The organism is Hymenobacter lapidiphilus, assembly GCF_013377885.1.
Lineage (GTDB): Bacteria > Bacteroidota > Bacteroidia > Cytophagales > Hymenobacteraceae > Hymenobacter > Hymenobacter lapidiphilus.
The window spans coordinates 27377-48784 of the sequence record NZ_JABKAU010000008.1 but is presented as its reverse complement, the minus strand read 5'-3'; the positions used below and the strand labels follow the sequence as shown (position 1 = coordinate 48784).

Genomic DNA, 21408 nt, shown 5'->3' with positions numbered 1-21408 from the left:
GAAGTAGTGCCGGGGCGCAGGCACCCGGGCGTAGCTACGGGAGCCCACGCAGTGGCTTACGGTTGCAAGAAGCACGAAAAAGCCCGCCGGAAATGCAACCGGCGGGCTTTTCTTGTGGAAAACGGTTTATGCAACCGGGCTACTTGGCGTAGGCCACGGCGCGCATTTCGCGGATTACCGTGATTTTGATCTGGCCGGGGTACTGCATCTCCTTCTCGATTTTCTGGGATATTTCGTAGCTCAGCTCGGCGGCGCGTTCGTCGGTTACGTTCTCGGCATCTACCATCACGCGCAGTTCGCGGCCGGCCTGAATGGCGAAGCACTGATTGACGCCCTTGAAGCCGTTGGCGGTTTCTTCGAGCTGCTTGAGGCGTTTGATGTAGCTCTCCATCATCTCGCGGCGGGCACCCGGGCGCGAGCCCGAAATGGCGTCGCAGGCCTGCACGAGCGGCGAAATCATGGCCGTCATCTCCATCTCGTCGTGGTGGGCACCGATGGCGTTTACCACGTCGGGGTGCTCCTTGTACTTCTTGGCCATCTCCATGCCCAGAATGGCGTGGGGTAGCTCGGGCTCCTCGGTGCTCACTTTACCAATATCGTGCAGGAGGCCGGCACGCTTGGCGTGCTTTACGTTGAGCCCCATTTCGGCAGCCATCGTGGCGCAGAGGTTGGCTACTTCGCGGCTGTGCTGGAGCAGGTTCTGACCGTAGGAGGAGCGGAAACGCATCCGGCCTACCATTTTAATCAGTTCGGGGTGCAGACCGTGGATACCGAGGTCGATGATGGTTTTCTCCCCGATTTCCACGATTTCCTCGTCGATGTTCTTGCGGGTTTTGGCCACAATCTCCTCGATGCGGGCCGGGTGAATCCGACCATCTTTCACCAGCAGGTGCAGGCTCAGGCGGGCCACCTCGCGGCGCACCGGGTCGAAGCCCGAGATGATGATGGCCTCCGGCGTGTCGTCCACAATGATTTCAACGCCCGTGGCGGCTTCCAGAGCCCGGATGTTGCGGCCTTCACGGCCGATAATCTTGCCTTTTACGTCGTCGCTTTCGATGTTGAAAATGCTGACGCAGTTCTCAATGGCGTGCTCGGCGGCGGTGCGCTGAATGGTTTCGAGTACAATTTTCTTGGCGTCCTTGGTCGCCGTGAGCTTGCTCTGGGCCACCACATCCTTGATATAGGAACTGGCCTGAATCTGGGCTTCGTTTTTGAGGCCTTCCACCAGCTGCTCGCGGGCCTCGGCGGCCGTGAGGCCCGAAATAGCTTCGAGCTGGCTGGTAATGGCGCTGATTTTCTCGGTGAGCTGCTGGCGGATCTCGCGCAGCTCGGTTTCTACCTCCTGCTCGCGGGTTTCGAGCTTGGCCAGCTGCGTTTCAAGTGTCGCTTTGCGCTTTTCTTCCTGGATTTCCAGCTTTTCGCGTTGCTGCTGGGCCTGGGTTTCGAGGCGTTCCTTGGCCGCATCAAGCTCCTGCTCCTTGCGCTGTACCTGGTCGAGTTGCTTCTGGGTGGTTTGGGTGAGCTGCTTGATGCTCTGCTCCTGCTCTACTACGCTGGCGCGGCGCTCGGTCAGCTCCTGGTCGAGCGCCTGTTTCTGGCGGCGGCTTTCCTGCTCAAATTCCTGCTTCAGATTACGGAATTTGTCTTTCGATTGCTGAATCCGCTCGTCGCGGATGCGGGTGGCTTCGACTTCGGCTTCGGCCAGCAGCTGCTTGGCTTTGGTGCGGGCGTCGCCCTCATGGTCCTGCCGGGCCTTGCCGGCCTGCAAGCGTCCCAGCACCACGCCAACCACAAGGGCCAGCACGGCTGCCAGAACAATATAAAGAGTTTGAGACATGATCTTAAGGGGATTGAAATTGGAAGTTGAATGCTGATTCTCAGCTTTCAGTTCTTGCTTTTGGTCTGGCAGGAGTCAAAGCTGACTACTACCAACCATAAACCAACAACCAAGTGCTCAGAACCATTACTCCACAGCCCCCGCTGGAAACGCCAAAGGCCCGTACGATGGCCGGGCCGTTTGCCCCGCCCCGCACCGGGCTGTTACTTCGCGCCGAACCGGCCCCGTGCCCACGTAGGGCGGCCGGTTCAGACCAACACCGTCCCCGATAGCAGCTCGTCCAAACGCGCCAGGCGCTCGGTCAGGGCTGCATCGGTCCCATCCTTTTCCGTCGTGACCTTCAGGCGGTCAGCCATGGTCGATAAGGCAATCATGGCCAGCAGGTCCTGTTTGTCCTGAATGCCGTACTGGTCCCGAAATTCCTTCAGCCGCTCGCCTAGCAGCCGGCCTGCAAGGCGCAGGCGCTCCTCATCCTGGGGGCTTACCTTCATGGGGTAGTCCCGGTCAGCAATTCGGATTTTAATGGAAAGATCGGACATCAGCAGGTTGCTGGCAGTGGTAGGTTACGTTTGGGTTGGTTCGGTATGGATTACTCCCTCAAATAGGCAAGGCACTTATCTATTTCGCGGATGTATTCGTTCAGGCGAAGTTTCAGCTCGTTGACATTGGCCGGTTCCCCGGTCGCTATGGTATTGACAAGTTTAGTGATATTCTCCTGATTCTGGAAATCCTTGATGGCTCGCTCCCGGTCGCGCACGTCGGCCTGCAGTTGCTGAACAGTAGTCTGGGCGTCGGCCAGCTCCTCGCGCAACTGCTGATAGGCAGCCACTAAAGTGGTTACCTGCCGCTCCAGGCGGTCGAGTTGGGCAAGCTGCTGGGTGGATGCCATTTTTTGGTTTTTGGTGGCTTGAAGTTATAAATGTATCCTAACTCCTCAATTGAGATGCCTCGTCTGAGGGCAGTAGTTTTATCAATTGTTCTTTGGCAATCACGCCAATAGCTACAATTCTACGCCATTCTAGATCATTGACTATTGCCAGATCGTTGTAGTTTTCGTTGTTAGGTGCTTTATGGGCATCTAACAACTCATGCCAGTCCTTGACGCAATCATACTCAGCTTCAGAAATCCAGCCATCCGATAGGAAATCCTCATATTTCCTTCCTTGGAACACGTCATCAAAATAGCAGCACATGAACTCTACGTACCCCCAATGAGGATTCGCATTGCTTGCATCTAGCCACTTCTCAATCTGTAAGTCGAGATTAGTCAACTCAGCAATTGAACTGAGCCACATGGAGCGCCAATACTGCTTGTCCATTTTCCACTCTTTTTCCATATTAGAAGGAGGAATGTGAAATACTTACCGCCGGATAACAGCGCCGGCCTGCTGCTCGAACTGCTGAATGAGGCGGTTCATCACCTGGTCGATGGCCTGGTCGGTGAGGGTCTGGGTGGCATCCTGGAGCAAGAAGCTGACGGAGTACGACTTCTTGCCTTCACCCAGGTTGTCGCCCTCGTACACGTCGAACACGTTGATTTGGCGTAGCAGCTTCTTTTCGGCACGGCGGGCAATCTGTCGGAGCTGGTCGAAGGTTACGGTGCGGTCGACTACCAGGCTCAGGTCGCGGCGCACTTCCGGGAACTTGGGCAGCTCCTGGGCCATGAGGCGGCTCTTGTACTTGCGCATCAGGCCATCCCAATCCAGCTCGGCATACCACACCGGCTGGCTCACATCGAGGCGCTTAAGCACGGCCGCCGACACGGCCCCGAGCTGGGCTACCGGCTGGTTCTGGGCCAGCAGCGTGAGCCCCCCCGCCAGGTAGGGGTGCTCGACGGGCTTCGAAACGGGCTCGGGGAAGCCCAGCGCGGCCAGCACCTGCTGCACGGCGCCGGCCAACTGGTGGAAGGAGCTTTTGGCCGATTTCTGCTGCCAGGTTTCGGCGGCCGTATTGCCAGTGAGGTAAATAACGAGCTGGTTCTGCTCCTGATGGCTGCCATCGGGCAGCTGGCGGTAGGTTTTGCCAAACTCGTAGAGCTTCAGGTCGCGCTGGCGGCGGTTCACGTTGTGGCGCACTACCTCCAAGCCGCTGGGCAGCAGGCTGGGCCGTAGTACGTTCAACTCGGCGCTGTTGAAGTTGAGCAAATGCACCAGTCCGGCATCAGGCGCGTCCTCGGTTTCGAAGTAGCGCGAGTTGGTGATGGAGTTGGTGATGATTTCCGAAAAGCCCTGCCCGCTCAACAGCCGGGCCACATGCTGGCGGATAATTTCGGGGTCGGGGTTCGGGAATTTGGCCAGGAACGAGGCCGAGTTGTGGGGCCGCAGCGCCACGTGGTTGTAGCCGTAGATGCGCAGAATCTCCTCAATCACATCAGCCTCCCGCGTCACGTCTACCTTATGCGGCGGCACCGACAGAATCCATTCCTCATGGCCGGCTTCATCGGTCAGTTCCTCCGTGATGAGGACATCAAGGTCAGTAAGAATCTGGCGGATGCGGGCGGGGGCAATAAACTGGCCGACGAGCTTTTCCACACGGGGCAAGCGCAGGCGCACCAGCGTAGAACCGATGTGCGTAGGATACGCATCGACAACGGGCGCGGCCACGGTGGCACCCGCTACTTCCTGCAGCAGCAGCGCGGCCCGCTTCAGGGCCAGCGGCACCATATTGGGGTCGGTGCCCCGCTCGAAGCGGAAGGAGGCGTCGGTTTTGAGCTGGTGCGTCTGGGCAGTTTTGCGCACTACGGCCGGCGCGAAGTAGGCGCTTTCCAGGAACACCCGGGTGGTGGTTTCGCTCACGCCCGAGGTCTGCCCGCCGAATACGCCGGCCAGGGCCAGCGGCTGGCCGTTCGTGTCGGCAATGACCAAGTCGTCAGCCTTCAGGGTGCGCGTGACGCCATCGAGAGTAATGAACTTCTCCCCGGCTTCGGCCCGCTTCACGCGGATGTGGTTGCCGGCCAGCTGGTCGGCGTCGAAGGCATGCAAAGGCTGGCCCAGCTCGTGAAGCACGAAGTTGGTGACGTCGACTACGTTGTTGATCGGGGCAAGGCCGATGCTGCGCAAACGGCGCTGCAGCCACTCGGGCGAGGGAGCTACCCGCACATTCTCCAGCAGCAGGCCGGCGTAGCGCGGGGCGGCCGCAGGGTCTTCCAGCGTAACGTTTATGTTGGCAGCCGCTTGGGCGGGGGTCTTAAAGCCACTCACGTCGGGCAGCTGGCAGGGCTGGCGCAGCAAAGCGCGCAGCTCGCGGGCCACGCCGTAGTGCGAGGCCGCGTCGGCCCGATTCGGAGTCAGCCCTATTTCAAACACCGAGTCGGAGCCCAGGCCGAAGTAGTCGGCAGCGGGCGTGCCGTTGGGCAGCTCGGTTTCGAGCACCATAATGCCGGCGTGCGACTGGCCCAGACCGATTTCGTCCTCGGCGCAGATCATGCCTTCGGAAGCCGCGCCCCGGATTTTCGACTTCTTGATTTTGAACGGCTCGCCGCCCGTGGGGTACAGCATAGCGCCATCGAGGGCTACCACCACGCGCTGGCCGGCGGCCACGTTGGGGGCACCGCACACAATCTGGCGCGGGGTGGCGTCGCCCACATCCACGGTGGTCAGGCTGAGCTTGTCGGCGTCGGGGTGCTTTTCGCGGGTGAGGACCGTGCCCAGCACCAAGCCGCGCAGGCCGCCGGGCACGCTCTCCAGCTCCTCAATGCCTTCTACCTCCAGCCCCGAACCGGTGAGCAGGGCCCCTATTTCGGCGGCGGGTTTATCGGTAGGTATAAGTGTGCGGAGCCAGTCGTAGGATATCTTCATTTCAGTTGCCAGTGGTCGGTGGTCAGTTGCCAGGGTGCAATGGGCCGTTGCCGGGTTGCTTGATGAACAAACCGGCAACTGACCACTGACTACTGGCAACTAAATTCGGGCAAAGGTACAGATTCGGGCGGGCGGTATGAAGCGGTGCGCCGCGCCACGCCGACTGGCATATGTGGCAGCCGGCCGGCGCGGGCTAACCTCAACAGCTATACCTGCTTAAAATGCGGGTCTTTTGTTGAACGAATGGCATGTTTGCCGTAACTTTCCGGACCTTCCTTCAATTTCAAAGTGAAATTTCTGCCTATTTGATGAAAAAGTTACTTACCGTGCCGGCATTGCTGGTCAGCCTGGCTGGTTTCAGCCAGACACCCAAGTTCACCCTCGACTCTGCCCCCGCTCCGGCTACCATCTGCTATGCGCGCCCCGAGAGCATGCACACGCAACTGCCGCCACCCGCCGCCTACCTGGAGCAGCAGCGTAGTGGCCGCCGCGTTAACGGAGTCAAAATTGAGGTAACCTACACCGGCTTTTCGCCCGAAGCGCAGGCCGCCTTCCAATACGCCGTTGACATCTGGCAGTCGGTGCTGATTTCGCCGGTGACCATCCGGGTGCAGGCCAACTGGACCACGCTGGGCACCAACGTATTGGGTTCGGCCGGCCCCACGGCCTACTACCGCGACCTAAACGGGGCTACCCGTGCTGGCGTGTTGTATCCGGTGGCCCTGGCCGAAAAAATCAGCGGACAGGACCTGAACCTGCCAACCGACCCCGACATTACCACCCGTTTCAACAGCAGCTTCAACTGGTATTACGGGCTCGATATGAAGACCCCGGCCGGCAAGCACGATCTGGTGTCGGTGGTGCTGCACGAACTGGGCCACGGGCTGGGCTTTATTGCCGGTACCAGCTACACGGCTCCCAACGGGTTTTATGGCAACCCGCCATCGGTTTTCAGTACCTATATTGAAAACCTGGCCGGCGAGCAGCTCACCAACAACCCCGCTTTCCCCAACGGCTCGGCCGCACTCGGCGCGCAGCTGATTAGTGGGCAGCTTTACTTCAACAGCCCGCTGGCCCGCTCTGTCAACAACGACAACCGTCCCCGGCTATTCGCGCCGGCTACCTATTCGGCCGGCTCCAGCATTTCGCACCTCGATGAGGCCACGTACCGCGCCGGCGACATCAACTCGCTGATGACGCCCCAGATTGGCGCGGCCGAAGCCATGCACAACCCCGGCCCGATCACGCTGAAAATGTTCGACGAGATGGGCTGGTTCAACACGGCCATCCGCACCACGCCCCTCAAAGACTCGGAAGTGGCCCGTGACTTCCCGGTTACGGCTACCATCATCAGCGACGGCACCGTTACGCCCGGCTCGGTGAAGCTTAACTACGCCATCGACAACGCCGCGCCCGTGGCCGTTACGATGACCAATACCAGTGGCAACATTTACCAGGGCGTTATTCCGAACCCGGGCCTCAACCACACCGTCAGCTACTTCATCACGGCTACCGATAACGAAACCAAGCGCACCTATACCGCCCCGGCTGTTTACCAGCCCAACGTGGCCACCGTCGACCGCTACTCGTTTGTGGTGGGCCCCGATGCAGTAGCACCGCTCGTGCAGCACCGGGCCGCGACCTACGTGTTTGCCGATAAGCTGCCATTGAGCCTGCAGGTGCAGGCCACCGACAACCTGGGCGTAAGTACCGTACAGGCCGAGGTATTTGTGAATGGTGTGGCCCGGCCCACCATTACGCTCACCCGCCAGGGCACTTCCAACAACTTTGTGGGCAACCTGACGGCCGCGGGCGTAGTAGCCGGCGACGTGCTTACCTACCGCATTGTAGTTCGCGACGTGGCCACGACTCCCAACCAGACCCTGAACCCCGCCAGTGGTTTCTACACGGTGAATGTGGTGAGCTTCAAGCCCGCCCAGGATACGTACACCAACAATTTCAACAGCACCACGCCCCTCGATTTCGTGGGCGAAGGTTTCCGGATCAACCAGCCCGCCGACTTCGCCAATCCGGCTATCCACTCCGACCATCCCTACACCGACGACTCCACCCGCATCTACCAGATGCTGGTGCCTATCCGGGTGACGTCGAAGAACACGAGCATGACGTTTGACGAAGTAGTGCTGGTGGAGCCCGGCGAGCCCAATTCGACCTTTGGCACCCCAGAGTTTTACGACTTTGTAGTGGTAGAAGGCAGCACCGACCAGGGAGCTACCTGGAAGCCTGTGGCCGACGGCTACGATTCGCGCCTGCAGGCCGACTGGCTGGCAGCCTGGAACGCCAAGGTTACGGCAGCCGGTAACTCCACTGCCGTGGGTTCGGCCTCGTTGTTTAAGCCGCATACCTTCAACCTGGGCAGCAAATACAACGTGGGCGACGAAGTGCGCCTGCGCTTCCGCCTTACCTCCGACCCCGGCGCATTCGGCTGGGGCTGGGTCATCGACAACGTGGTGGTCAGCAATGTGGTGACCAGCGTTGCCTCGGAGCTGAAAGCCAGTGGCAGCCTCGTAGTATCGCCGAACCCCAGCGCGGGCCAGTTCCGAGTGCAGGCCAGCTTTAGCCGGCCCACCAGCGGCCTCGAAGTGGTGGTGCGCAACATGTTGGGCCAGGAGGTGTACCGCCAGGCGGTACCCGCTACGGCCAACCTCAACCTACCCATCGACCTGGGCCAGCTGGCCAACGGCATTTACCAGCTCAGCCTGGGCAACGGTGCCGATGCTGCCTCGCGCAAAATCCTGATTCAGCGGTAGGTGTTTTGAGCTGTTAGCCATTAGCTGAAAGCTGTTAGCTTTTTGTTTTCATCGAACTGAAGCTGCGCAAAAAGAAAAGGGCGGCCCCTCCACATTGGAGGGGCCGCCCTTTTCTTTTTGCTGGAACTCTTCACCTCAACTTGGGCATTCGGGTTGAAATGCACCAGCAGCTAGTGACATTATTTGAACGCCATTTCGCCGGCTTCTATTTGCAGCTTCAGGCGGTTATCGGCCGGGGGTACGGGGCAGGCATAGTCGGCGGAGTAGGCGCAGTAGGGGTTATAGGCCTGGTTGAAGTCGAGCAGCACTTCGGTATCGGCGGCGGCGGGCAGGGAGGCGTCGAGGTAGCGGCCGCCGCCGTAGCTGCCGAAGCCGTTGGTGCGGTCGGTGAAGGGCACAAACAGGGTGGTGTCCTTACCATCGGCCTTCAGGAAGAGCGTGAGTTGATACTCCTGCTTATTGAAGATGAACTTGGCCCGGCCCCAGCGCAGGTATTTATCGGCTTTGCCGTCGGTGAGGGGCATTTCGACGGTGTCGCGCTGCGGGAAGTGCTCTAGTTGCGCCTCCAGGCGGAAGTCGCGGTTGGGCGGGTAGAACCGGAGGCTGTCGAAGCTTTGGCGCAGCTCGGTGCTGAGGGGCGAGGAGTTGGGCCGGCGGAAGGCGTTGTTCTTGGCTTCGCGCTGCTGTAGCAGCCGGGCAGTGTACTGGTCCTGGCCCAGCACAAGGTCTTGCACAAAGTAGCCGAACACGAGCAGCAGGCCCAGGCCGATGAGGAGTTTAGGGTTGAAGCGCACTAGAAGGAGGTAAAAAGTAAACGAGGAAGTAAAAGTCGGAAGAACAAGTGGCAAACCATGCCGGAGGCGGCAGAAGCACGCTGCTACGCAATGTGCCACCTCTTCTGCCAGCCTGTTTGCTTAGCCTGCTTTCCCTTTTTCGCCTCGCGTTTCTACTTCACCCCCTCATAGCATCCCTTCATCGGCGAAGCTATGGTAGCCCTGGTCAGTGAAGATGAGGTGGTCGAGCACGGGCAGGTCGAGCAGCTGGCCGGCTTCCTTGAGCTTGCGGGTGAGGGCAATATCGGCGGCCGAGGGGTTGCGGTTGCCGCTGGGGTGGTTGTGCACCAGCACAATGCTGCTGGCCAACTGCTCCAGCGCCTCCTTGAAGATGAGCTTGGGGTCGGCCACGGTGCCGGCCACCCCGCCCCGGCTGATGCTGACGGTGCGCATCACCACGTTGGCCCGGTTCAGCAGAATAACCCAGAATTCCTCGTGGGGCAAATCCTGCAGGTGCGGTTGCATCACGTGGTAGATGTCGCGCGAGCAGGTGATGGTGTTGCGGGCGGGCGTATCGGCTTCCTTGCGGCGGCGGCCCAGCTCCAGGGCCGCCACAATGGTAATGGCGCGGGCCTCGCCGATGCCTTTCTGCTTCATCAGCTCCTTCACCGAGAAGCGGGCCAGCGTGTTGAGGTCATTCTGGGCGGCTTTGAGCACGAGCTTGGCCACATCAACGGCCGACAATTTGGCGGTACCCGAACCGAGCAGGATGGCCAGCAGCTCGGCATCCGAGAGCACGGCGCGGCCTTTCTGAAGCAGCTTTTCGCGCGGCCGGTCTTCTTCGGCCCAGCTCTTGATGCCGCTGACGACCGGGGTATAGGGCACTGGCGCTCCATTGGAGGTGATTGGGCCGGGCGGCGCCGGGTTTTCCGACAGCTTGTCAAACTCTTGCATGGGGCACCGTTGTTGTAGGCCCGGAATTTACTTTAAAATCCGGAGGCCCAGCATACCGTTGCCAGCCTCAGTGCTTTACTTTGTGGTCCCATTTACGGGAGCCCGCTTTCAATTATGTCCCGCAAACTCTTTTTGCCCATATTTCTGGCCCTGATAGTCGCTGCCGAGTGGTATGCGTTCCAGGCCGTTCGCACGCTTGTTCAATCGGTTTCGCCTGGCGTACGCCGCACTACGGTGGTGTTGTACTGGTTTATTACGGCCCTGGTGTGGGGGCTAGGCATGTGGGCCGTGAGCAACCGCCGCGAGCATGCCTCTTACAAAGCCTACCTGGGCGGCGTGCTGCTGGCAGTTATTGCGGCCAAAATGGTCGTCATTGTTCCGCTGCTGCTCGAAGACGCGGTGCGCCTGGGCCGCTGGGTTGTGCAGCTGGTGGGCCGGCCGGCCGGAGCCGGCTCAGGCCCATCTATTTCGCGCAGCGAATTCCTGAGCAAAGCGGCGCTACTTGCCGGGGCCATACCGTTTGTGGCGCTGCTCTGGGGCATGTTCAAGGGCCGTACCGACTACACGGTAAAGCGCGTAGTACTGCGTTTTCCCAACCTGCCGGCCTCGTTCGATGGGTTCAAAATGCTCCAGATTTCCGACCTCCACGCCGGCTCGTTTCAGAGCCTCGCGCCCCTGCGCCGGGCCGTAGCCATCATCAACGAGCAGGCCGCCGACCTGGTAGTGATGACTGGCGACCTGGTAAACAACTACGCTACCGAGGTAGAGGAGCATATCAACACGCTGGCCGGCATCCGGGCCAAGCTACCGGTATACTCGATACTGGGCAACCACGATTACTCCGACTATGTAGACTGGACCAAGGAGGGCGGCTTGCCGGCCAAGCAGGCCAACCTGGCCCGCATCAAAGCCAACCATGCTAAAATGGGCTGGAACCTGTTGCTCGATGAGGCCCGGACTATTGAGCGCGAAGGCGAGAAAATCAGTCTGCTCGGAGTGCAGAACTGGGGTGCCCGCGGCTTTGCGCAGTACGGCGACCTGGCCAAGGCCCACGCCGCCGCCGACCCCGCGGCCCCATTTAAAATCCTGCTCTCCCACGACCCTTCGCACTGGGATGCGCAGGTGCAGGAGTACCCCGACATCGACCTGATGCTGGCCGGCCACACCCACGGCATGCAGTTCGGCGTCAACCTGTCGTTTCTGAAATGGAGCCCCGTGCAGTACGCCTACAAGCAGTGGGCGGGCCTGTACCAGCGGGGCCGCCAGCACCTGTACGTGAACACCGGCCTGGGCTTCATCGGCTACCCCGGACGGGTGGGCTTCCTGCCCGAAATAACCGTGTTTGAGCTGCGGCGCGGGTAAAAGAAGGCTGTTCGCCCCGGGGGCTGCACGATGCGCGAGTGGGCATTTCGGCGGGTTTCTACCTGTTCGAAATGCTCACTCGCTTCTTTTTGCGGCTACTGCTTGCCCGGTGCTGCAGCGGCTAAACTTAAAAACTTCCCTTGCCGTATACGCGCCATTCGTTCTCTCTCCTGAATTTCACTCTCTCCCCATGAAAAAGACCCTGCTCCTGCTTTCGGCCGCCGCTGCTTTCACACTCGGCTCGTGCTCCGACAACACGCCCGCCGAAACGACCACCACGACCACCGACACCACCATGACGACGACCACAACGGCCGGCAGCATGGATTATTCGCCGGAGGCCGTTAGCAGCCGGGCCGACCGCATGGCCGCCGACATGGCTACCAGCATGCAGCTCGACGAGCCGACCCGCACCCGCGTACGCGACATTTACGTTACCCGGGGCCAGCGCATGGCCGAGCTCAACCAGAAGTACATGACCGACACGATGGGCATGGCCGCCGCCCGCCGCGACGTGTACGCCAACACCGACACGGAAATGAAAACCGTGTTCACCGACCCCACGCAGTACTCGGCTTACGAAAGCAGCCGCAGCAGCTACTACGACGACCGGTACATGGGCAACACTACCATGAGCTCGTCGGACAATATGTCGACCGGCAGCTCATCGGCTGATATGACCAGCTCCGATATGGAGAAAATGAAGATGAAGGGCGAAGACGGCAGCAAAATGAAAATCAAAGCCGACGGCGACGTAAAAATCAAAGATGCCGAGGGTAACAAGGCCAAGATGGATGGCGACGATGGCACCGTGAAAATGAAGCCTGAAGACGGCGACAAAACCGTTATCAAGTAATTCTTTTCGGCGGCCAGCATATTTTCGGCCGACGATTTGTTAGCCTACAGAAGCCCGCACCTGCAACGGTGCGGGCTTCTTTTGTCTCCTTCCGGCGTTATGGCCAACTGTCGGCCGGCCCACCGAGCGGCGGCTGGGGAGTATTTTCCCGCCGTGCTGCCGTAGTTTACCTATTGATGCTGTTTTCTGCCCTCCCATCCGTCGGTCCTGTTCGTTTCCTGGTGCTGCTGCTGGCGCCGCTGCTGTTGCTGGCCGGGCTGGCAACCGGGCAGGTACGCGTAACGGGCCGCATTTCGGAAGAAGGCTCGCGCCGGCCTATTCCGGGCGCCTCTATCACGGTGCGGCGCACGCAGCTGGCCGTGGTGGCCGATGCCAGCGGCGACTTCGGCGTTACCGCCCAGCGCACCGACACGCTTATTTTCCGGGCCGTGGGCTTCAAGCCCCGGCTGCTGCCGCTGGGTGGCACCGGCCTCTCGCAGCTCGTAGTCCAGATTCGGCTGCGGCCCGATACGGTGCAACTGGGCGAAGTGCGCATTGTAGAAGGCCGGCCCGACCAGGAGCTCATCGACCGGGCCCTGCGCAACATCAAGCGGCCCAGCAAGGCCCCCACCAGCGCCGTAAAGCGCCCGCCCGCTCCCAAGCCCATGTTCCCCGTCGATTCGGCGGCGCCCAAGGCCCCTACGCCCACCCTGGCCAGCCCCGTGAGTTTGCTGTATGAGCAGTTTTCCAGGGCCGGTAAGGAGCGGGAAAAGCTACGGGAGATTGAGGCCCAGGAAGCCGCCAAAAAGGCGCTGCAGGAGCGCCGCCGCTACAACCGCAACTTCAAAGACAACCGCGGCTACGAGTAGGCACGTAGGGCGGGCCGGTAGCGGGCCAGAGGAAACAGGTGATTCCGAAAGTGACGCTAACGACCTGACGGAAGGCTCCAGCTTTTGGCCGCGAAGGGCTTTTTTGCCGTATGCCTGCTGAAACAGCACTTCCTGCCCTTCTCCCATCCGCGCCTCTACCATGCGAATCGGTTATCCCTGCGTCAACGAAACGCTCGACTGCACTTCTACCAGCACTTTCCGGCTGGCTTCCTACACCGATGAGCGCCTAGAGCTGACGGTAGCCAACAACCTGCGCTGCCTGCTCCGGATTTTGGAGTGGAACGTGGCCCATGGGCTGCTGTTTTTTCGCATTGGCTCGGGCGTGGTGCCCTTCGGCTCTCACCCCATCAACACCTTTCCCTGGCAAACGCGTTTTGCGGCCGAATTCCGGGCCATCGGCGACTACGTGCGGGCCAATAGCCTGCGCATCTCGTTTCACCCCGACCAGTTTGTGGTGCTTAACTCGCCCGATGCCGGCATTGTGGAGCGCAGCATCCAGGAGCTCATCTACCAGGGCTCGATGCTGGATTTGATGGGCCTCGACTCCAGCCACAAGCTCCAGATTCATGTGGGCGGCCTCTACAACGACCGGGAGTTGGCTATCAGCCGCTTTATTGCCACCCACCAGCGCCTGCCTGAAGCCGTGCGTGCCCGCCTGGTTATCGAAAACGACGACCGTCTGTTCAGCCTCCAGGATTGCCTACGGGTACATGCGGCGGTGGGCATTCCGGTGCTGTTCGATAATTTCCACCACGAGTGCCTCAACCACGGCGAACCCATGGCCGAGGCCCTGCGCTTGGCCGCCGCCACCTGGCACCCCACCCACGACGGCGTGATGATGATGGATTACAGCTCGCAGGCTCCCGGCGAGCGAAAGGGGAAGCACACACCCACGCTCGAAAACGACCTGTTTGCCGGTTTCCTGCGCGACCTGGGCGACCTGGACGTGGACATCATGCTCGAAATCAAGGACAAGGAGGCCAGTGCCCACCGCGCCTGCGCCACCATGCGCGGGGCCGGCCTGCTGCCCGGCATACCGGCCCCGGTGGCAACCTGACCTTTACAGCCACTTTTTGCGTAAGCCTAATTGCCCACCGGGCTATCCGTTTTTCTTCTGCTTTTTCTTTTCCTATGATTTTCACCGACCTGCTCAACGCTACCACTCACTCCCTCAGCAACGGCCTCACCGGCATCCCGCTGAGCGCCGCCCAGGACAATACCGAAACCTGGCAGCAACACCTGCTGCAAAGCGGCGAGCCCCGCCTCCAGGATATCGGCCGCGAAATCGGCAACCTCCAGTCCTTGCTCAGCGAGGGCGATGTGGGCCTGAACGGGCCGGCCATCGGCCGCTCGCTAAGCATGCTGGCCTCGCAGACTGCCCAGGTAGTGGCCCAGGCCCCCGACGAAATCCGCGCCAGCCTCACCGAACTCTCCGACCTGCTGCTGCGCGCCGGCGGCCAACTGGAACAGAAAGCGTAACTACCGGCACCAGGCATAAAAAAACCGGCCCGCACGATGCGGGCCGGTTTTTTTGTGCCTGCCTAACGCAACGGCGTACTACCTGATTGGGGCAGTGCTGCGCGGTACGTTGGCCTTGCGGGTCGAGCGCCTGGTTGTGGTAGTGCGGGTGCTCCGCGGCTCCGTGGTCGTCATAGTGGAGGTACGGCGTTCGGCCTCAATGGTCGTGCGACTCTCCACGGCCGGGGTCCGGTCCATCGTCCCGACACTGGTTTGGGTGGGGTTGCTGGTAGTAGGCGTGCGCTGGTCGAGCGTGCCGGGGTTGGTGGTCGGGTTGGCCGGATTGGGTAACGTGTTGGTCGATTGGTTCAGCGTACCACTCTGGGTTGCTCCGGTGCTCATAGTCTGGGCCGAGGCGGCCGTGGCGGTGCCCACAAACAGGGCAGCGGCCAGCAGGAAATTGCGTTTCATATAAAATCAGCTGTAGGGTGAATAGCCCTGACCCAGATAGGGCCAGCGGCAGGATTCTCATACGTTTAAAAGATAGCGAAGGCCGGAAAAGTCCGAACTTTTAGCTCGCACAACAATCTATATATCAGATAATTAATCTAAACCGTCGGGCTGCGCGCCGGGCAAATAAAAAACCCCGCCGGCCGAGGCCAGCGGGGTTTTTACATCGTTCAGAAGTGGAGCTGCAGAGATTCGAACTCTGGTCCAGACAAGGAAAACGTCGAGCTTTCTACGTGTGTATCTATGCTTGGATTGTCGAAGGAAACCAGGCGCACATCAGGCCTTTGATTTCCCCTTATCTGTTTGAGTTTCGCTCGCAGGTCACAGCGCCCCACGAACTATCCTAACTGCTTTCGACGCCCCGAACTCACCCGTGAGCAGGAAGACGGATGCGGGACGATGGCATTACTTAGTACCTAGACTAAGCAGCCATGGCGTAGCTATACTCGCCAGTTGTGTTTTGGACGGCTTTTTTTACGGGAGATTCATCCAACTCCCGACACGCTTACTCGCGCAGTGCACAAGCTGTCAATTCCGGTCAGCCCCAGTTGTGAAAGAACGATGCCCGCCACGAATGGCGAGGTGCGAATGTACGCACACTACCCGATAAACGTTGTGCCGGCCCCCGAAAGTTCCGGCCAGGGCCCAACCGACGGGCCAGAAAAGCGGGTGCCACCACTCCGGCCGGGGCCGGCAAATGGCCGGCGGGCGGGCTTCCAAAGCCGGGCTTTTCGGGGTAACTTTGTGGGAAGACCTATGGAGAATTTCGTTGTTTCGGCCCGCAAGTACCGCCCGGCCACGTTCAGGAGCGTGGTGGGGCAGCAGCACGTTACCACTACGCTGCAAAACGCCATTGCCTCCCAGCATCTGGCCCAGGCCTTCCTATTCTGCGGTCCGCGGGGCGTGGGCAAAACCACCTGCGCCCGCATTCTGGCCAAAACCATCAACTGCGAGTTCGTGGAAGAGCACGTGCGCCGCGGCCGCTTGGTTTCGGAGCTGATTGCCCAGCAGCCCGGCATCGTACCCGAGGCCCTGCTGACCGCCGCCGACCCCGACAACACGCCCTTCGAGCTGGAGGCCTGCGGCAAGTGCGGCTCGTGCCGGGCCTTCCAGGAAAGCGCCTCCTTCAACGTGCACGAGCTGGATGCGGCCTCCAACAACTCGGTCGAGGACATTCGCAGCCTCGTGGAGCAGGTGCGGTATGCGCCCCAGCAGGGCCGCTACAAGGTCTATATCATCGACGAGGTGCACATGCTCTCGAATGCGGCCTTCAACGCGTTTCTGAAGACGCTGGAGGAGCCCCCGGGCTACGCCATCTTCATCCTGGCCACCACCGAGCGCCACAAAATCATTCCTACCATTCTGTCGCGCTGCCAGGTATTCGACTTCAACCGGATCAAGGTAGACGACATTCGGGGGCACTTGCGCCACGTGGCCACCCAGGAGCAGATTGAGGCCGAAGACGATGCACTGCACCTGCTGGCCCAGAAGGCCGACGGCGGCCTGCGCGACGCGCTGAGCATGTTCGATCAGATGGTGACCTTCTCGGGCCACAACCTGCGTTATCAGGACGTGATTCAGAACCTGCACATTCTGGACTATGAGTACTACTTCCGGCTGACCGAGGCGCTGCTGACCGAGAACCTGAGCGCCACGCTGCTGCTGCTGGAAGAGGTGATGCAGAATGGCTTCGACCTGCACAACTTTGTGGTAGGCGCGGCCGAACACCTGCGCGGCCTGCTGGTGTGCAAGGATGCCGTGACGGTGCAGCTACTGGAAGTATCCGACAACATTCGGGCGCGCTACGTGCAGCAGGCCCAGGCCGCGCCACTCGCCTTTTTACTGTCGGGCCTGAACTTGGTCAGCCTCTGCGACCGGGAGTTCAAGCAGGCCAAAAACCAGCGCCTGCACGTCGAGCTGATGCTGATGAAGCTGGCCTACCTGAACGGGGCCGTGCAGTTTGCCCGCGACCTGAGCGCCGGCCCCGCCGCTTCGTCTGATAACGGCGAGGCGAAAAAAAAAAGTAGCGCAAGCACTCCCCCCCCCGCAGTAGCCCCCGCCCCCACCGGCCAGCTGGTGGCCGACGGTACCGCCGAAGCACCCGCCGCTTACATCACGGCTCCGTCTGCTCCGGTAGAACAACCTGACAACCAACAACCAATAACTGACAACCAGCTAGCCCACGCGCCCGCCGACCCCGAACCCATTGTGCCGGTGGAAAGCGGTGTGGAAGAGCTGCACGATACGCCCAGCATCGAGGACGAAACGGCTACCCAGGTGCCCACCACCAGCCAGCTGCGCGACACGGTGCCGCATATTGAAACCGGCCGCCCCAGCATTGCCGGCCACGAGCCGGGCATGATGCCCGTAACGGCTGCCCCGCTGCCCCCGCCCGTGCCCAAGCCTGGCATGCCGCCACTGGGCAAACCCCTGGGCCTGGGCACCAAGCTACCCGGCCTGGGCAGCCTGAACGCCATGAAGGCCCAACTGGCGGAGAAGGCTGCGGCCGGCAAAGCCACCGCCGAAGCCGAGCCCAGCGGCCCCGTAACCGGCCTACCCGCCATCGACGACGCTAAGCTGCAACGCGCCTGGAAGGAGCTGACCGAGGAGCGCAAGGCCGGCAGCATGATGCACTACAGCATCCTCAACCGCCCGGTGCAGGCCAACGAGCAGCACGTTATTCTGCTGACTGTGGATAACCCCGTGCAGGAAGACCAGTTCAACGACTTCCGGGGCGAATTTGTAACCGAACTGCGCCGCCGCACCGGCTACCCGCGCCTGAACGTGCAGGTAAGCATTGTAGAGCGCCAGGAGACCGGCCGTAAGCTGTATACTGCCACCGACAAGCTGGAATACCTGACCGAAAAATACCCCATGCTGGCCGAGATGAAGCAGCGCCTGGGCCTGGATGCCGACTAAATCACGGATTGGCGCGGACTTTAACGGATTCCACAGATTTTTCAGTCGATTACAAGACCACCTCTAAACAGGTGGTCTTTTCGGTATGAGCTTATATGGGCTCGGAGGCATATACCCGGCGGTCCTTCCATAAAATCCGTGAAAGCCGCTAAAAATCCGCGCTAATCCATGGTCCTATAAGCAATTTTTCGCAATTGAAAGGCGGAACGGTTATCGGTGGGCTTTTTATTCCCGGGGGGGACGCCTATCTTTGAGTTTATTATTAGAATCTGCTCTCTCCGCCTCCCTTCCATCGTGAGAAAATCCTTTCTGCTTTTCGTTCCGGCCTTGGCTACGCTTGGCCTGACCCAGTGCCAATCCAGCAAGCCCGCTACTTCGGTCTCAACCCCGGCCACTGAAGCGCCCGCAACGACCCGGCAGAAGGAATACACGTACCAGACCGTTCCCGGCGACCCGCTCAAGGCCCGCATCTACACCCTCGACAACGGTCTGACGGTGTATTTGTCGGATTACAAGGACGCCCCGCGCATCCAGACCTACCTGGCCGTGCGGGCCGGTTCGAAGAACGACCCGGCCACTGCCACCGGCCTCGCCCACTACCTGGAGCACATGGTGTTCAAGGGCACCTCGCAGCTGGGCACCCAGAACTGGGCCGCCGAAAAGCCTGAGCTCGACAAGATTGAGGCGCTGTACGAGCAGTACCGTGGTCAGCGCAACGACCCCGCCGCCCGTAAGAAAACTTACCACCAGATTGACTCCATCTCGGGCGTGGCAGCCAAGTACGCCGTGGCTAACGAGTACGACAAGGTGATGGGCGCCATCGGCTCGCAGGGCTCCAATGCCTACACCTCGGTCGAGCAGACGGTGTACCAGGAAGATATTCCGAGCAACCAGCTGGAGAAATGGGCCGCCATCCAGACCGAGCGCATGGGCGAGCTGGTACCGCGCCTGTTTCATACTGAGTTGGAGGCGGTGTACGAGGAGAAGAACCGGGGCCTCGACAACGACTTCAACAAGGAGTTTGAGGCCCTGAACCGCACGCTGTTCCAGCAACATCAGTACGGTACCCAGACTACCATCGGCACCATCGAGCACCTGCAGAATCCGTCTATCACGGAAATCAAGCGGTATTTCGAGGCCTACTACGTGCCCAACAACGTGGCCCTGGCCCTGAGCGGCGACCTGGACTACGACCAGACCATCCGCACCATTGACAAGTACTTCGGCCAGCTGAAGCGCAAGCCGGTGCCAGCCTTCACGGTGGCCCAGGAGGCTCCGCTAACGGCCCCGGCAATTACCAAAATCGTGGGCCCCAGCGCCGAGAACGTGATGCTGGGCTTCCGGTTTCCGGGTACCAGCACCCCCGACGCGCTGGTGCTGCGCATGATTGACAAGATTCTCAGCAATGGCCAGGCCGGCCTGATTGACCTCAACCTCAACCAGCAGCAGAAAGTGTTGCAGGCGGCTTCGTTCACCAACATCAACAACGACTATTCGGCTCACATTCTCTATGCTACGCCCCGCCAGGGCCAGAAGCTGGAGGAAGTGCGCGACCTGCTGCTGGCTCAGCTCGACAAGGTGAAGAAGGGCGACTTCCCGGAGTGGCTGATTCCGGCCATCATCAACAACGACAAGCTGCAGCGCACCAAGAGCTACGAGAGCAATGAGGCCCGCGCCGGTGCTTTCGTGGATGCCTTTGTGGCCCGCACCGACTGGAAGGACTACCTGCAGCAGGTAGACGAATTCGGCAAAATCACGCGTGCCGATGTGATGCGCGTGGCCCAGCAGTACTACGGCCCCGGCTACGCGCTGGTGTACAAGCGCACCGGCGAGGACCCCAACAAAGTGAAGGTGGTCAAGCCCGCTATTACGCCCGTGCCTGTCAACCGCGAGGTATCGTCCGGGTTCTACAAGCAGGTAATGGCCATGTCGGCGCCTGAGCTGCAGCCGGTGTTTCTGGATTACAAGCAGGATATCAAGGAAACCAAGCTGGCCTCGGGCATCCCGGTGTTCTACACCCGCAACACCGAGAACAACCTATTCAACTTGTACTACGTGCTCGATATGGGCACCAACACCAACCCGCGGCTGGGCTTGGCGACTGATTACCTGCAGTACCTGGGCACTGGCAAATACTCGGCCGCCGAGCTGCAGCAGGAGTTCTATAAGTTAGGCTGCTCGTTTGCCGTGCAAAGCTCGCAGGACCGCACCACCGTTAGCCTCAGTGGCCTCGACAGCAACATGGAGCCCGCGCTGGCGCTATTCGAAAGCCTGTTGGCCGCGCCCAAGCCTGATGCCGCCGCCCTCAAAAACATGGTGGCCGGCGTACTCAAGGCCCGCGAAGATGCCAAGCTTAACAAGGGCGTGATTCTGCAGCAGGCCATGGTGAACTACGCTAAATACGGTGCCAAGAACCCCTTCACCACCCAGCTCAGCGAAAAGGAACTGAAGGCCCTCAAGCCCGAGCAGCTCACCAGCCTCATCCAGCAGCTCCCGACCTACCAGCACCGGGTGTTATACTACGGGCCCAAGCCAGAAACCGGCCTGACTGCTACGCTTAACCAGCTGCACAAAACGCCCGCCACACTGGCCGCGGTACCTGCCAACAAAGATTTCACCGAGCAGCCGCTGAATACGGCCAAGGTGTACTGGGTGGATTACAACATGGTGCAGGCCGAAATCCTGTTCCTGAGCAAAGGGCCCATATTCGACAAGGGCCTTGTGCCTACCACCAGCCTTTACAACGAGTACTTCGGGGGCGGCATGGGCAGCATCGTGTTTCAGGAGTTGCGCGAGAGTCAGGCGCTGGCCTACTCGGCCTCCTCGCGCTTCTCCAACGCCGATAAGCTGGGCCGTAGCTCTTATAACATGAGCTACATCGGGGCGCAGGCCGACAAGCTGCCCGAGGCCATGGCCGGCATGCAAACCCTGCTCACCGATATGCCCGCCGCCGAAGCCAACCTGCAGATTGCCAAGGCGTCCATCCGCAACAGCATCGCCACCGACCGCATCACCAAATCCGACATCCTCTTCAGCTACGAGCGCGCCAAACGCCTCGGCCTCGACTACGACCTGCGCCGCGACGTGTACGAGCAAACGGCCAACATGAGCTTCGCCGACCTGCTACAGTTTCAACAGGCCCGCGTGAAAGGCCAGCCCCAAACCATCTTGGTCATCGGCTCGAAAGACCGCCTCAACTTCAAGGCCCTGGCCAAGTACGGCAAGGTCGAGCAGCTGACGCTGAAGGAGATTTTCGGGTATTAGGAATAGGGCTCAGATGGAACAGAACGTCATGCTGAGCG

General features: G+C 60.5%; 16 protein-coding genes and 1 other RNA gene. 8 read left to right on the top strand and 9 right to left on the bottom strand.

Annotated elements, in window-relative coordinates:
* Positions 1–139: 139 nt before the first annotated feature.
* From rny to pheT, 5 genes are all read right to left on the bottom strand, one after another.
* Positions 140–1837: a ribonuclease Y gene (gene rny / locus HW554_RS05915; protein ID WP_176907659.1), complete on the bottom strand. Its 1698-nt coding sequence runs from the start codon at positions 1835–1837 to the stop codon at positions 140–142.
* A 248-nt stretch (positions 1838–2085) separates the two neighbouring features.
* Positions 2086–2376: a cell division protein ZapA gene (locus HW554_RS05910; protein WP_176907658.1), complete on the bottom strand. Its 291-nt coding sequence runs from the start codon at positions 2374–2376 to the stop codon at positions 2086–2088.
* A gap of 50 nt (positions 2377–2426) precedes the next feature.
* Positions 2427–2726: a hypothetical protein gene (locus HW554_RS05905; protein ID WP_092769557.1), complete on the bottom strand. Its 300-nt coding sequence runs from the start codon at positions 2724–2726 to the stop codon at positions 2427–2429.
* Between the two features lie 37 nt (positions 2727–2763).
* The gene (locus tag HW554_RS05900; RefSeq protein WP_176907657.1) at positions 2764–3174 is read right to left on the bottom strand and encodes a hypothetical protein; all 411 of its coding nucleotides are present in this window, start codon (positions 3172–3174) and stop codon (positions 2764–2766) included.
* A 24-nt stretch (positions 3175–3198) separates the two neighbouring features.
* Positions 3199–5634, bottom strand: a complete 2436-nt coding sequence (pheT, locus tag HW554_RS05895) for a phenylalanine--tRNA ligase subunit beta (RefSeq protein WP_176907656.1) — start codon at positions 5632–5634, stop codon at positions 3199–3201.
* 308 nt (positions 5635–5942) lie between these two features.
* Here pheT and HW554_RS05890 point away from each other — a divergent pair, with 308 nt between their 5' ends.
* Positions 5943–8405 (top strand): T9SS type A sorting domain-containing protein, encoded by a 2463-nt coding sequence (locus HW554_RS05890; protein WP_176907655.1) that lies wholly within the window; start codon positions 5943–5945, stop codon positions 8403–8405.
* 179 nt (positions 8406–8584) lie between these two features.
* Here the strand turns inward: HW554_RS05890 and HW554_RS05885 are convergent, their stop codons facing one another.
* Positions 8585–9199, bottom strand: a complete 615-nt coding sequence (locus HW554_RS05885) for a DUF1684 domain-containing protein (protein WP_176907654.1) — start codon at positions 9197–9199, stop codon at positions 8585–8587.
* 165 nt (positions 9200–9364) lie between these two features.
* Positions 9365–10132, bottom strand: coding sequence for a RadC family protein (radC, locus tag HW554_RS05880; RefSeq protein WP_218134610.1), 768 nt, complete (start codon positions 10130–10132; stop codon positions 9365–9367).
* A 114-nt stretch (positions 10133–10246) separates the two neighbouring features.
* Between radC and HW554_RS05875 the strand changes: the two genes are divergently transcribed.
* The 5 genes from HW554_RS05875 (at position 10247) to HW554_RS05855 (ending at position 14698) form a co-directional block, all read left to right on the top strand.
* Positions 10247–11494, top strand: a complete 1248-nt coding sequence (locus tag HW554_RS05875) for a metallophosphoesterase (RefSeq protein WP_176907653.1) — start codon at positions 10247–10249, stop codon at positions 11492–11494.
* Positions 11495–11684: 190 nt separating this feature from the next.
* On the top strand, positions 11685–12350 hold the full coding sequence (locus HW554_RS05870; RefSeq protein WP_176907652.1) for a hypothetical protein: 666 nt from the start codon (positions 11685–11687) through the stop codon (positions 12348–12350).
* Positions 12351–12526: 176 nt separating this feature from the next.
* Positions 12527–13198: a carboxypeptidase-like regulatory domain-containing protein gene (locus tag HW554_RS05865; protein ID WP_176907651.1), complete on the top strand. Its 672-nt coding sequence runs from the start codon at positions 12527–12529 to the stop codon at positions 13196–13198.
* 160 nt (positions 13199–13358) lie between these two features.
* Complete coding sequence (gene uvsE, locus HW554_RS05860) at positions 13359–14276, top strand: UV DNA damage repair endonuclease UvsE (RefSeq protein WP_176907650.1); 918 nt, start codon at positions 13359–13361, stop codon at positions 14274–14276.
* A gap of 74 nt (positions 14277–14350) precedes the next feature.
* Positions 14351–14698, top strand: coding sequence for a hypothetical protein (locus HW554_RS05855; RefSeq protein WP_176897635.1), 348 nt, complete (start codon positions 14351–14353; stop codon positions 14696–14698).
* A gap of 78 nt (positions 14699–14776) precedes the next feature.
* Here the strand turns inward: HW554_RS05855 and HW554_RS05850 are convergent, their stop codons facing one another.
* Positions 14777–15148 carry a hypothetical protein gene (locus HW554_RS05850; RefSeq protein WP_176907649.1) on the bottom strand — a complete coding sequence of 124 codons (372 nt, stop codon included), beginning with the start codon at positions 15146–15148 and terminating at the stop codon, positions 14777–14779.
* A 213-nt stretch (positions 15149–15361) separates the two neighbouring features.
* Positions 15362–15733: a transfer-messenger RNA gene (ssrA, locus tag HW554_RS05845) on the bottom strand.
* A gap of 210 nt (positions 15734–15943) precedes the next feature.
* Here ssrA and dnaX point away from each other — a divergent pair.
* Entirely contained in the window at positions 15944–18106 is a 2163-nt protein-coding gene (gene dnaX / locus HW554_RS05840) for a DNA polymerase III subunit gamma/tau (protein ID WP_176907648.1), read from the top strand.
* 294 nt (positions 18107–18400) lie between these two features.
* Positions 18401–21370, top strand: a complete 2970-nt coding sequence (locus HW554_RS05835) for a M16 family metallopeptidase (RefSeq protein ID WP_317170833.1) — start codon at positions 18401–18403, stop codon at positions 21368–21370.
* Positions 21371–21408: the final 38 nt, after the last annotated feature.

Bases quoted from the DNA above. Each gene is read 5' to 3' on its own strand.
- rny (WP_176907659.1), bottom strand. From the start codon at position 1,837: ATGTCTCAAACTCTTTATATTGTTCTGGCAGCCGTGCTGGCCCTTGTG.
- HW554_RS05910 (WP_176907658.1), bottom strand. From the start codon at position 2,376: ATGTCCGATCTTTCCATTAAAATCCGAATTGCTGACCGGGACTACCCC.
- HW554_RS05905 (WP_092769557.1), bottom strand. From the start codon at position 2,726: ATGGCATCCACCCAGCAGCTTGCCCAACTCGACCGCCTGGAGCGGCAG.
- HW554_RS05900 (WP_176907657.1), bottom strand. From the start codon at position 3,174: ATGGAAAAAGAGTGGAAAATGGACAAGCAGTATTGGCGCTCCATGTGG.
- pheT (WP_176907656.1), bottom strand. From the start codon at position 5,634: ATGAAGATATCCTACGACTGGCTCCGCACACTTATACCTACCGATAAA.
- HW554_RS05890 (WP_176907655.1), top strand. From the start codon at position 5,943: ATGAAAAAGTTACTTACCGTGCCGGCATTGCTGGTCAGCCTGGCTGGT.
- radC (WP_218134610.1), bottom strand. From the start codon at position 10,132: ATGCAAGAGTTTGACAAGCTGTCGGAAAACCCGGCGCCGCCCGGCCCA.
- HW554_RS05875 (WP_176907653.1), top strand. From the start codon at position 10,247: ATGTCCCGCAAACTCTTTTTGCCCATATTTCTGGCCCTGATAGTCGCT.
- HW554_RS05870 (WP_176907652.1), top strand. From the start codon at position 11,685: ATGAAAAAGACCCTGCTCCTGCTTTCGGCCGCCGCTGCTTTCACACTC.
- HW554_RS05865 (WP_176907651.1), top strand. From the start codon at position 12,527: ATGCTGTTTTCTGCCCTCCCATCCGTCGGTCCTGTTCGTTTCCTGGTG.
- uvsE (WP_176907650.1), top strand. From the start codon at position 13,359: ATGCGAATCGGTTATCCCTGCGTCAACGAAACGCTCGACTGCACTTCT.
- HW554_RS05855 (WP_176897635.1), top strand. From the start codon at position 14,351: ATGATTTTCACCGACCTGCTCAACGCTACCACTCACTCCCTCAGCAAC.
- HW554_RS05850 (WP_176907649.1), bottom strand. From the start codon at position 15,148: ATGAAACGCAATTTCCTGCTGGCCGCTGCCCTGTTTGTGGGCACCGCC.
- dnaX (WP_176907648.1), top strand. From the start codon at position 15,944: ATGGAGAATTTCGTTGTTTCGGCCCGCAAGTACCGCCCGGCCACGTTC.